Annotated in this window: 12 protein-coding genes; all 12 read left to right on the top strand. The window is 71.6% G+C overall.

What is annotated here, in order from left to right:
- The first annotated feature begins 223 nt into the window (after positions 1-223).
- A complete protein-coding gene (locus KV106_RS01340) occupies positions 224-1,915 on the top strand; it encodes a ShlB/FhaC/HecB family hemolysin secretion/activation protein (RefSeq protein WP_261205776.1) in 1,692 nt (563 codons plus the stop codon).
- Between the two features lie 73 nt (positions 1,916-1,988).
- Complete coding sequence (locus KV106_RS01335) at positions 1,989-3,863, top strand: DUF2341 domain-containing protein (RefSeq protein ID WP_082321565.1); 1,875 nt, start codon at positions 1,989-1,991, stop codon at positions 3,861-3,863.
- A 10-nt stretch (positions 3,864-3,873) separates the two neighbouring features.
- Entirely contained in the window at positions 3,874-4,284 is a 411-nt protein-coding gene (locus KV106_RS01330; RefSeq protein ID WP_057590202.1) for an ExbD/TolR family protein, read from the top strand.
- A 10-nt stretch (positions 4,285-4,294) separates the two neighbouring features.
- Complete coding sequence (locus KV106_RS01325) at positions 4,295-5,041, top strand: energy transducer TonB family protein (protein ID WP_261205775.1); 747 nt, start codon at positions 4,295-4,297, stop codon at positions 5,039-5,041.
- A 47-nt stretch (positions 5,042-5,088) separates the two neighbouring features.
- On the top strand, positions 5,089-6,876 hold the full coding sequence (locus KV106_RS01320) for a putative porin (protein ID WP_057590291.1): 1,788 nt from the start codon (positions 5,089-5,091) through the stop codon (positions 6,874-6,876).
- Between the two features lie 10 nt (positions 6,877-6,886).
- Positions 6,887-7,660: a hypothetical protein gene (locus KV106_RS01315; protein ID WP_261205773.1), complete on the top strand. Its 774-nt coding sequence runs from the start codon at positions 6,887-6,889 to the stop codon at positions 7,658-7,660.
- 23 nt (positions 7,661-7,683) lie between these two features.
- Positions 7,684-8,625 carry a peptidylprolyl isomerase gene (locus KV106_RS01310; RefSeq protein WP_261205772.1) on the top strand — a complete coding sequence of 314 codons (942 nt, stop codon included), beginning with the start codon at positions 7,684-7,686 and terminating at the stop codon, positions 8,623-8,625.
- Positions 8,626-8,662: 37 nt separating this feature from the next.
- On the top strand, positions 8,663-9,199 hold the full coding sequence (locus tag KV106_RS01305) for a YbjN domain-containing protein (RefSeq protein WP_261205770.1): 537 nt from the start codon (positions 8,663-8,665) through the stop codon (positions 9,197-9,199).
- Positions 9,200-9,225: 26 nt separating this feature from the next.
- The gene (locus KV106_RS01300) at positions 9,226-9,459 is read left to right on the top strand and encodes a hypothetical protein (protein ID WP_057590205.1); all 234 of its coding nucleotides are present in this window, start codon (positions 9,226-9,228) and stop codon (positions 9,457-9,459) included.
- A gap of 123 nt (positions 9,460-9,582) precedes the next feature.
- The gene (locus KV106_RS01295) at positions 9,583-10,287 is read left to right on the top strand and encodes a secretin and TonB N-terminal domain-containing protein (protein ID WP_261205769.1); all 705 of its coding nucleotides are present in this window, start codon (positions 9,583-9,585) and stop codon (positions 10,285-10,287) included.
- A complete protein-coding gene (locus tag KV106_RS01290; RefSeq protein ID WP_064262158.1) occupies positions 10,284-10,802 on the top strand; it encodes an RNA polymerase sigma factor in 519 nt (172 codons plus the stop codon). Before KV106_RS01295 ends, KV106_RS01290 begins: the two co-directional genes overlap by 4 nt.
- 109 nt (positions 10,803-10,911) lie before the next feature.
- Complete coding sequence (locus tag KV106_RS01285; protein WP_261205768.1) at positions 10,912-11,922, top strand: FecR family protein; 1,011 nt, start codon at positions 10,912-10,914, stop codon at positions 11,920-11,922.
- Positions 11,923-12,028 lie beyond the last annotated feature (106 nt).

The following is a 12,028-nucleotide window of genomic DNA, read 5'->3' as shown; positions in this document are numbered from 1 at the left end:
GCCGCGCCATCGCGAGCCAGGGCCTCCCGCGTGGAGGCCCTTCTTCTTATGCGCGTCGACGACCCCGTGCAGGACCCGTCCGACTTTTCTTGATGAAGTTTTCGTGACAAACGACAGTCGCCGCGCCTGCCGGGCGTCTAGGAAACGTACGCAGCGGCGACATGAAGGCTCTCCACCATGGGCCGCTGCCGAGCGAGCTTCATCCTTGAGAACCGAGCTGGAAATGCATGACTTGAAGAAGAACGCCCCACCGATGTGCTGGAGAGCGGTGTGGCTGGCAGTGCTGGCGCTGTGTGCGCACGGCGTCGCGTCGGCGCAGGCCGCGGACACCGCGCCGGCGGCCGCCGCGCCCGCCGACACCCAGGCCCCGAACCAGAACCCGCCCCCCGCGGCCGCGGCTGCCGCCGCGCCGGCCGCACCCGAACGAAAGGTCGACGTCACCGAATACATCGTGCGCGGCAACACCGCGCTGGACGCCCGCGCGATCGAGAAGGCGGTCACGCCCTTCCTCGGTCCCGAGCGCACGCTCAAGGACATCGAGGCGGCGCGCGACGCGCTGCTCGCCGCCTACCAGGCCGCGGGCTACCAGTCGGTCTACGTCGACCTGCCCGAGCAGCAGGTCACGCAGGGCGTGGTGTTCCTGCAGGTCAGCGAAACGCGAGTCGGCCGCGTGCGCGTGGTCGGCGCCGAGTACAACTCGCCGCTGGACGTGCGCGACCAGGTGCCCGCGCTGCAGGAGGGCACCGTGCCCGACTTCAACAAGGCCCAGTCGCAGCTCGCCGCGCTCAACCGCGGCCCGAAGCGGCAGGTGATGCCGCTGGTGCGCCAGGGCGCGCTGCCCGGCACCATGGACGTGGACCTCAAGGTCGAGGACCAGAGCCCGTGGCGCGCCAGCGTCGGCCTCAACAACGACTACAGCGCCGACACGCGCAAGCTGCGCGCCTCGGCCTCGATCGGCCACGACAACCTGTGGCAGCTCGGGCACAGCGCCTCGATCAGCTTCTTCGGCGCGCCGCAGGACCTGAAGCAGACGCAGGTGGTCTCGGCCTCGTACCTGGCGCCGCTGCCGAACAGCAACTGGTCGCTCGAGGCCTCGGCCTTCTGGTCCGACAGCAACGTGGCCACCGTGGGCGGCACCGACGTGCTCGGCAAGGGCCACTCGATCGGGCTGAAGGCCACCTACACCGTGCCCAACACCGGCAACTGGTGGCATTCGTTCAGCGCCGGCGTCGACCTGAAGAACAACCGCGAGGCCCTCACGCTCAAGAACAGCAGCGACGAGGTGCCGCTCAAGTACGCGCCGATCACGCTGTCGTACTCGGGCCTGCGCCAGGCCGAGAAGAGCCAGTACGGCGTGGGCGTGTCGCTGGTGGTGGGCACGCGCAGCTTCTTCAGCTACGGCAGCGACCAGGCGCAGTTCGACTACAAGCGCTACAAGTCCTCGCCGAGCTTCATGGTGCTGAAGACCGACCTCAACGGCACCTACACCTTCGAGGGCGGCTCGCAGCTCGCCTTCCGCGTCAACGGCCAGATGACCGACTCGCCGCTGGTGTCGAGCGAACAGATCGCCGGCGGCGGCATGAACTCGGTGCGCGGCTATCTCTCGGCCGAGGCCACGGGCGACTACGGCGTGGTCGGCTCGCTCGAATGGCGCACCCCGCCGCTGAACTGGCTCAACCCCTGGGTCGAGGGCTGGCGCGCCTATGCCTTCGTCGACGGCGCGCGCCTGCGCCTGAAGAACCCGCTGCCCGAACAGGCCGACCGCTTCGCGCTCGCCTCGGTGGGCCTGGGCACCACCTTCAAGGTCGGCCAGTACTTCTCGGGCCGCATCGATATCGGCCGTCCGCTGAAGGACGGCCCGCGCACGAAGAAGGGCGACACGCAGGTCAATTTCAGCATCAACGCCAGCTACTGATCACCGAATCCGAAACGCGGCAACGCCACTTTTCAAGAACCTTTTTCCACGAGCTTTCCGGAGAACCCCTGTCATGCGACGCTTTCTTTTCCTCGCGCTCACGCTGTTGAGCACGCTCCTGCCGGGCCTGGCCCATGCATGGTGGCAGCCCGAATGGGCCTATCGCAAGCCGATCACCGTGGACGGCGGCCCGCAGGCCGGCGCCATCGGCAGCGACGCCGGCCGCATGCCGGTGCTGGTGCGCCTGCACACGGGCAACTTCAAGTTCGAGGGCGTGAGCGAGACCGGCGCCGACCTGCGCTTCGTGGCCGGCGACGACAAGACCGTGCTCAACCACCAGATCGAGCAGTTCGATCCGCTGCTGGGCATCGCGCTGGTCTGGGTCGACGTGCCCACGGTCTCGGCCGGCACGCCGCAGAAGCTCTGGATGTACTACGGCAACCCCAAGGCCCCGGCCTCGGGCAACGGCCAGCGCAGCTTCGATCCCGACTACACGCTGGTCTACCACTTCGCCGAAGGCGCGGTGCCGCCGCGCGACACGACCGCCTACGGCAACAACGGCCAGACCCCGACCGTGCCGGCCGAAGGCACGGTGATCGGCAAGGGCGCGCAGTTCGCCGGCGCGCCGCTGATGCTGCCCGCCACGCCCTCGCTGGCCCTGGCCGCCGGTGCCAGCTTCACCTTCTCCGCCTGGGTGCGGCCCGACCAGCTCGGCGCGCGCCAGGTGATCTATGCGCGCCGCGACGGCGCGGGCGAACTGCTGGTCGGCATCGACCAGGGCGTGCCCTTCGTGCAGGTCAACGGCCAGCGCAGCACCCCGGCGCAGCCGGTGCAGGCCGGCCAGTGGTCGCACATCGCGGTCAAGGCCGAGGGCGACAGCGTTGCGCTGTATGTCGGCGGCCGCCCCGCGGTGTCGCTGGCCGCGCGCCTGCCGGCGCTGAACACGGCCGCCGCGCTCGGCGCCGACGTGGCCGCCACGCCTGCCGCCGGCCAGAACGCTCCCGCGGCCGCCGCCTGGGCGCCGTTCACCGGCGCGATCGACGAAGTGCGCCTGTCGAAGGTCGCGCGCGGCGATGCGCTGCTGCTGGCCGACGCCGTCTCGCAAGGCGCCGAATCGCGCCTCACGGCCTTCGGTGCCGACGAGCAGCAGGCCGGCAAGAGCCACTTCGGCTTCATCCTGGCCGCGATGCCGCTGGACGCCTGGATCGTCGTCGGCCTGCTGGGCCTGATGATGGTGCTGTCGTGGGCCATCATGATCGGCAAGGGCCGCAGCTACGGCGCCATCTCGCGCGCCAATGCCCGCTTCATCGAGCACTTCCGCGAAGCCGCCGGCGCGCCGCTGGACCGCCTCGCGATCAGCAACACCGTGTCGCAGGAAGTCCGCGACGATTCCTCGCTGTGGCGCCTCTACCAGGTGGCGATCGAGGAGATGCGCCGCCGCCACGAGCGCGGCTACGACCTGAGCGCCGTGTCGAGCGCGACCATCGGCGCCATCCGCGCGGCCATGGACGGCGTGATGGTGCGCGAGACCGAGCGCATGTCCAAGCGCATGAACTGGCTGTCGACCACCATCGAGGGCGCGCCCTACGTCGGCCTGTTCGGCACCGTGATCGGCATCATGCTGGTGTTCGTGGTGGCGGCGATGGCCGGTGCGGTGGACATCAACTCGGTGGCACCGGGCATGGCGGCCGCGCTGCTGTGTACCGCCGCCGGCCTGGGCGTCGCGATCCCCGCGCTGTTCGGCTACAACTGGCTGGCCTCGCGCTCGGACGCCATCGGCGCCGACATGGCGGTGTTCGTCGACGAGTTCGTGACGCGCCTGGCCGAAGAGCAGGGCGAGGGCAGGTCGGTGCCCGCGGCCGTGGCGGCCCAGGGCGGCGCGCGCCGCACGGCCGACGACAGCGCGGCGCGTGGCGGCTGGACCTCGCCGGCACAGGTTCCGGCCTGAGGCGACGCACATGCCCAACGCAGCCAAGTTCGCCGTGCGCAAGCGCACCGGCGGCATCAACATCACGCCGTTCGTGGACGTGCTGCTGGTCGTGCTGGTGATCTTCATCCTCACCAGCAACGCCAGCATCCCGGGCATCAAGGTCGACCTGCCGAAGGCCAGTTCCTCGGTGGCGCTGGAGAAGCCCAAGACCAAGGCCATCACGATCGACAACGCGGGCAACGTGTTCCTCGACGCCTACCCGGTGTCGCTGCCGGAGCTCGAGGAGCGCCTGCGCACCGAGAAGGCCCTGTCGCCCGACTTCCCCGTCATCGTGCGCGGCGATTCGAGCGTGCAGTACGCCAAGGTGGTCGACGTGCTGGACCTGCTGCGCCGCATCGAGCTGAACCAGATCGGCCTCGTGACCGGCAAGCAGAAGTGAGGACCGGCGCGTGAAACCTCGCGATCCGACTTTCGCCTTCGTGGGCCGCGCCGCGGCCGGCGGCGGCGCGCCTGCCGACGCTCGCGCGCTGTGGCGCCGCTGGGGCGGCTGGGCCATCGGCGCGGTGCTGCTGGCGCTGCTGGCGGCGCTCGTGTGGTACCTGCTGGCCGACACCGCGAGCCAGAAGCGCGTGGTGGCCGACGCTCCCACGCTGATGCTGCCGCCGCCACCGCCGCCGCCGCCCGAACCCGAGAAGCTGCCCGAGCCCGAGCCGGAGAAGATCAAGCCGGTGACCGAGCCCGAGCCCAAGCCGATCGAGCCGCTGGAGCCGCCGAAGGACGACACCCCGCCCAGTCCCACCAAGGACCTCGGCGACCCCGTGACCATGGACAGCGCCGCGCAGGCGGGCAGCGATGCCTTCGGCATCCAGGCCGGCAGCGGCGGCGGCATGAGCGGCACCGGTGCCGGCGGCGGCCTGGGCAGCGGCTCGTTCGCGCGCTATGCCTCCGACCAGCTGCAGCGGGCGCTGCTGCGTGACCCGCGCACTCGCAGCCTGACCTTCGACGACATCCATATCGACATCTGGCTCGACGTCCAGGGCCAGATCCGGCGTGCGCAGCTCGTGCGCAGCACCGGCTCGACCGAGACCGACGAGGCGGTGCTGGCCGCGGTGCGCGACCTCGGCCGGCTCGACGAGTCGCCACCGCCTTCCGTGCGCTTCCCGATGCGCGTGTCCTTCAGGGGGCGTCGGCCGTGATGCGCGCCGAAGCCCCGTCTTCCCCATTCCATCCCGTGAACGAAGCGATGAACCCATCCAAATACCCCTTCGGCCGCCGCCTCGCGCCGGCCCTGCGCCAGGGCGCGCTGGCCGCGGCCGTGGCCACGGCCCTCGCGCTGGCCGCGAGCGGCGCGGCCGCCCAGCAGGCCGGACCGGCCGGCGAGACCGCCATGGTCAAGCTGATCCGCGGCCTGATTCAGAGCGGCACGCTCGCCAAGGACGTGGGCGAGGCGCTGCTGGCGCAGGCCCAGGCCGAAGCCATGGCCTCGCAGCAGGCCCAGCAGCGGCTGGCCGCGGTCTCGGCCGGTGCCGTGGCCAGCGCCGGCGGCGTGCGCCTGGAACCGGGCGACGTGCGCGTGCCCTACATCTCGCAGACCGTGCGCGACCAGATCCGCGACGAGGTCAAGGCCCAGGTCATGGCGCAGGCCAAGGACGAAGGCTGGGCCGCGCCCAACGAGACGCCCGAGTGGAGCAAGCGCATCCGCTTCGAGGGCGACGTGCGCGTGCGCAACGAGTCGCGCAGCTACGCGGGCAACAACAGCAACATCGAGATCAACTGGCCCGAGCTCAACAAGGGCAGCGGCTACGACGTCAACCCCAACACCAACCTCGCGCTGCCCTCGCTGCTCAACACGCGCGAGGACCGGCGCAACCTGTTCCGCGCGCGGGCCCGCGTGGGCATCCTCGCGGACCTCAGCGAGAACACCAAGGCCGGCGTGCGCCTGGCCTCGGGCAGCGACGACAACCCGGTGTCGACCACCACCACCCTCGGTGGCGGCCTGAGCAAGAAGAGCGTGTGGCTCGACCAGATGTGGATCTCGCACAAGCCGGTCGACTGGCTCACCGTCACGGGCGGCCGCTTCGCCAACCCCTTCATGTCGACCGACACGCTGTTCTCGAGCGACCTCAACTTCGACGGCATCGCGTTCCAGTTCGACAAGGCGCTGGCCAGCAACAAGGACCTGTCGCTGTTCGGCACGCTGGGCCTGATCCCGCTCGAGTACTCCTCGGACAACGCGCCCAGCCGCAGCCAGACCAAGGCCAAGAGCGAGAACAAGTGGCTGCTCGGCGCGCAGGTCGGCGCCGACTGGAAGATCGACGACGACAACCGCCTGCGCGGCGCGCTCGCGTACTACAACTTCCGCAACATCAGCGGCAAGGTCTCCGAGCCCTGCGCGCTGTACGCGGGCGCCGACGGCTGCAGCACCGACTGGTCGCGCCCGGCCTTCATGCAGAAGGGCAACACGCTCATGCTGCTGCGCGACATCTCGCTCGACCCGCTGAACCCGGCCGGCACGCCGCAGCCGCAGTACGTGGGCCTGGCCTCGAAGTTCCGCCTGGTCGACCTGAACATGCGCTGGGACACCAAGGTCGCGGGCAACAACCTGCGCCTGGACGCCAACTTCATCCGCAACACCGCCTACGACGCCAGCGACATCTGGCGCCGCGCGGGCATCCGCGGCGCCATCGTCAACAACTTCGGCAGCACCGGCGGCACCACCCAGGCCGACTACAAGAGCGGCGGCAACGCCTTCATGCTGCAGGCCACCTACGGCCGCCCGGCACCGGCCGCGCGCGGCGACTGGAACCTCATCGCGGGCTACAAGCGCATCGAGCCCGATGCGCTGCCGGACGGCTACAACGATTCGACCTTCCATGGCGGCGGCACCAATGCGCGCGGCTACTTCCTCGGCGGTTCGTACGCGTTCGACAAGAACCTCTGGTTCACCGGCCGCTGGATCTCGACCAAGGAGGTCTATGGCGCGCCGCTGTCGATCGACACGCTGCAGCTCGAACTCAATGCGCGCTTCTGAGGACGTCGCCGTGGCCCGATCCCATTTCAAGACCCCAGCGCTCGCCCTGGCGCTCGCCTTCGCCGGTCTGGCCGGCCTGGCCGGTGGCGCGCACGCCCAGGGCGCGCCGGCCGCGGCCGGCGGCCAGAGCATGGAAGAGCGGCTGCGCGCGCAGCTGCGCATCACCACCTCGCAGCTGCAGCAGGCGCAGAACGAGCTCGCCGCGCTCAAGGCCGGCAAGCCCGCGGCCGCGGCACCGGGCGCGGCCGCGCCCGCACCGGCGGCCGAAGTCGAGGCGCTGCGCAAGGACCTCGCGCGCGCCCAGTCGCAGCTCGCCGGCGAACGCCAGGCGCGCGAGCACGCGAGTGCCGGCGTCGAGCAGCTGCGCCAGCAGGCGCAGGCCGCGGCCGAGAAGTCCAACGGCCAGGTCGCGCAGTTCCGCAGCGCCTACGAGGAGCTGCTGCGCACCGCGCGCGCCTCCGAGGCCGAGCGCCAGCGCCTCGTGGCCGAGACCGGCACGCAGCGCACCGCGCTCACCCAGTGCGAGGCGAAGAACACCCAGCTCTATGCCGTGGGCCAGGAGGTGCTGCGCGCCTACGAGACCATGGACATGGGCAGCGTGTTCGCCGCGCGCCAGCCGTTCGCGGCCCAGAGCCGCGTGAAGTTCGAGCAGATCGCGCAGCAGTACGGCGACAAGCTGTACGAAGGCCGCTTCGACGCGCGCGCCGTGAACGCACCCAAGCCGGCCGAGGCCGCGGCAGCCACGCCGCCGGCCGCCGCCGCATCGGCACCCGCCGCGAAGTGAGCGGCCAGAAGGAAACCTCGACCATGAACCCGAAGAAACCCCTTGCTCCCGCGCGCCTGCGCACGCTGGCCGCGCTGCTGCTGGCCGCGTCGGCCAGCCTCGGCGCCGCGGCGCAGCAGATCGCCGCGCCCACGGGCGCGCCGGTGGTCGCCCGCCTGGGCGAACTCACCGTGCGTCAGGACGAGGTCGAGAAGCTGCTGCAGGCCTTGCCCGATGCCGAGCGCGCGGCAGTCAAGGACAACCGCGCCAGCGTCGAGGGCTGGCTGCGCCAGCGGCTGCTCGGCGAGGCGCTGCTGAAGGAAGCGCGCGACAAGGGCTTCACCGACAAGCCCGAGGTCAAGGCCAAGATCGACGCCGCGGTGCGCGAGCTCACGGCCCGCATCGTGACCACCGGCTACCTCGAGTCGGTGAGCCAGGTGCCGGCGGGCTATCCGTCGGAGGCCGAACTCGCTGCCGCCTACGAGCAGGGCAAGGCCGGCTTCAACCTGCCGGCCACCTACCGCGTGGCACAGATCTTCCTCGCCACCCCCGACACCGCTACCGCGGCCGTCGCCAAGGTGCGCGAGGAAGCCCAGAAGCTGGCGCGCGAGGCGCGCGGCGGCGATTTCGCGGCACTCGCGCGCGCCAAGTCGCAGGACAGGAGCAGCGCCGAGCGCGGCGGCGAGGTCGGCAACCTGCCGCTCGCGCGCATGCTGCCCGAGGTGCGCGATGCCATCGGCAAGCTCAAGACCGGCCAGGTCGGCGATCCGGTGCAATCGGCCGCGGGCTTCCACGTCGTGAAGCTGCTCGACAGCCAGCCCGCGCGCACCGCCACGCTCGAGGAGATGCGCCCGCAGCTGCAGGCCGCGCTGCGCCAGCAGCGCCAGCAGCAGCTGATCCAGGCCCACCTGACGCAGCTCGCGCCGGCCACGCAGCTGAGCATCGATGCCGCCGCGCTCGACGCCGCGCTGCGCAAGACGAACTGAACCCACCGACAACCACCATCCACAGACAGGGAACCTCATGACGAACACCCCGACCGACACCACCGCCGCCACGCCCGCCGAGGCCCTCGACCTGCTCGACGCGGTCACGCCCGAACAGGTCTCCGAAGCCATCAAGGCCGCCGGCGCCGCCGTCTCCACCATCGAACAGGACGGCGTGATCCGCCTGCACAGCGCCAGCCACGGCATCGGCTTCCAGGTGCTGTGGGGCAATCCCGTCACCACCACCCAGTACACCGACTTCACCTTCAGCTGCCCGCTGCACGTGCAGGGCGGCACGCTGCCCGAAGCCGTGCTCGCGGCCTGGCATCGCAGCAAGCGCTTCGCGCGCGTCGCGCAGCACGGCGACTTCGTGGTGCTCGAGATGGACGTGGTGGTGGCCGGCGGGGTGACGCCCGCGCACCTTGCGTTCAGCGCGCGCCTGTGGATGCAGATGATGGGCGAGTTCTTCCTGCACCTGCGCAACTACGGCCCGGCCGCCGCCACGCGCGGCGATGCCGCCAATGGCGAAGTGCCGGCCGCTGGTGCCGCCGACCGGGTCGAAGCCGCCGCCTGAGCGCGCACCGAACGCATCCCAGCGCGATGCCCGACAGCCTTCGTTCCGCGGAGTCCTTCGACGGCCACGATTCGCCGACGCTGCGCGCGATCCACGCCACCGCGCGCCAGGTGCAGCGCGCGCGGCGCGCGGAGACCGTGCGGCTGCGCCAGCGCGAGGCGCTGCTCGACATGCTCGCGCGCGTCATGGCCGACCTGCACATCACCAATGCCGAACTCAATGCGGCGCGGCGCGCGCTCGCGCCGACGCGACCGAAGTGAAAGGCGCGGCGCGCGTCACGCCGCCGTCAAACTTTCTGCCTAGCATCGCCGCCGAACAACGGCCGCGCCGCGGTGCGGCCGCTTCGCGTTCTCCCTCCGAAATGGCATGAGCATGTCCCGCGTATGGCAACCACGGTCCCGTCGGCCGGTGCGCTCGCACTGGCGGGGTGCATGGCGTTCCTGAGCCCGATCGCCGCCGCAGAGCCTGCGTTGCCGTCCGCTCCCTCGACGATGCCGTCCGCCGGACTGCTGCGCTTCGACCTGCGCGTGCAGCCGCTGCAGGGCGCGCTCGATGCCTATGGCGCGCTCACCGGGCGCTCGGGCTTCTACACGGCCGAGTCGATCGCGGGGCGCAGCAGCGCGGCGGTGCAGGGCCGCTACACGCCCGAGGCGGCGCTGCGCTTGCTGCTCGAGGGCACGGGCCTCGCGATCCACTACACGGCACCCGATGCCTTCGTGCTCGAACCCGGCGTGCCGGCAACCGCTGAAGCACCGGCCGAAGCGGCGCGCGCGCCGGGGCCCGACGACGGGCTGGTGCAGGCGCGCGTCAACGATGCCTTTTGCGGCGACCCGCGATTGGCCGCGGGCGACTTCCGCGCGGCGCTGCGCTTCGGCCTCGATGCGCAGGGCCGCGTGGTGCGCCCGCTGCTGCTGGGCTCCACCGGCGATGCCGCGCGCGACCGCGCGGTGCTCGCGGCGTTGGCCACCGTGCAACTGGGTCGGCCGCCGCTGGCCGGCGCCGGCCAGCCGCCCTACGTGATGCTGATCGCGCCGCGCGCGGAAGGCGGCGGCTGGCGCTGCGATGCGCGCGTGGGGGCGGCACCGTGAGCGGCTCCAGCTTCGGCATGCTGCGCGACTACCTCGTGGGCCGTTACGACGACCTCAAGCGCCGGCTCACGCTGCAGCTCGGCAGTGCCGACCTCGCGGGCGATGCGCTGCAGGACACCTGGCTGCGGCTGCAGGCAGGCTCTGCCGAGGCGCAGGACCCGCGCGAGCCCGTGCAGTACCCGCTGAGCTACCTGATGCGCATGGCCACCAACGTGGCGCTCGACCGCATCCGGGCCGAGGCGCGCTTCATGAACGGGGAGGAGGTCGAGCAGCTGTTCGCCGAGCTCGGCGATCCCGCGCCCGACCCGGCGCAGCAGGCGCTGGGTCGCTCGGAGCTCGCGCAGCTGGCCGCGATCATCGAGGAGATGCCGCCGCGGCGGCGCCACGTGCTGATCCTGGTGCGCGTCGATGAGATGCCACGCCAGGAGGTGGCCGACCGGCTCGGCGTGTCGCTGAGCCTGGTCGACCGCGAGCTGCGGCGCGCGCACGAGTACATCGTGGAGCGCACGCGATGAAATGTTTCGCTCGCGTGCAGTTCCGGGCCGCGACAGACGTCTGGAAGAAGAGGGCACCGCGCGCGGACGCGTCGTGGCCCGGTGTTGGTTTGTTGCGAGGCCGTTGAACGTGTCCGATTCGTCCCCCCTGCCGCCGCGCGATGCCGAGGCCCTCGAGCGCCAGGCCCATGCCTGGGTGCAGCGCCTGGCCTCGGGCGGCGCGCGGGCCCGCGATGCGCGCGCGCTCAAGCGCTGGTGCGCGCTCAGCGAGGCCCATGCCCAGGCCTTCGGCCGCGCCCATCGGCTGTGGCGCGACATGGCCGGCGCGGCCGCGCTGGCCGGTGCCGGCGATCCCGCGCTCGCGGCCTTGCGCGCGGCGCCGCGGCCGGCGGCGCAGGCCGTGCGCACGCTGCCGCGCCGCGCTTTCCTCGGTGCCGGTATCGCCACCGCGGCGGCCGCGGCCGGCGTGCTCGTCATGCATCCGCCGCTGGGCCTGTGGCCCGCGCCCGAGAGCTGGCAGGCCGACTACCGCACGGGCACCGGCGAGCAACGCAGCCTCGCGCTCGCGCCCGACCTCACGGTCGAGATGAACACGCGCAGCAGCATCGCGCTGCAGGCCGCGCAGGGCGAGACCGCCGGCATCGAACTGATCGGCGGCGAGGTCGCGGTCGATGCCACGCGCCGCGGCCGGCCCTTCACCGTGAGCGCGGCGCTCGGGCGCATCGAGGCCCTCGACGCGCGCTTCGAGGTGCGCCACACCGATGCGCGCAGCGTCTGCGTGCGCTGCCTCGAAGGCCAGGTGCGCGTGACGCTCGGGGCCGAGTCGCTCGCGCTGCGCGCCGCGCAGGAACTGGTGTACGAAGGCCGAAAGCCGCAGCCGGTGCGCAGCCTCGAAAGCGGCGAGCGTTCCGACTGGCGCGAGGGCGTGCTGCGCTTCCAGCGCACCGCGCTCGCGCAGGTGGTCGACGAGATCAACCGCTACCGGCCGGGCCGCGTGATGCTGCTGGGCAGCGGGCTCGCGGGCAAGCCCGTCAGCGGGCGCTTTCACATCCATGACCTCGACAAGGCGCTGGCGCAGATCCAGCGGCTGTTCCGCCTCGAGCTCACCGCCTTGCCAGGCGGCATCGTGATCCTTCACTGAGGCGGCGTTCTTCGCCGCCGATGCGCGGCGAGGTGTACAGCTTTGGACGTCGGCATTCGTCTATGGGCAAAGCCATCGCATGGCTTCCTGTCCATTCGAAACGCCA

It is taken from the genome of Variovorax endophyticus (assembly GCF_025376855.1).
Lineage (GTDB): Bacteria > Pseudomonadota > Gammaproteobacteria > Burkholderiales > Burkholderiaceae_C > Variovorax.
This window is presented reverse-complemented; position numbering and strand designations above follow the sequence as displayed.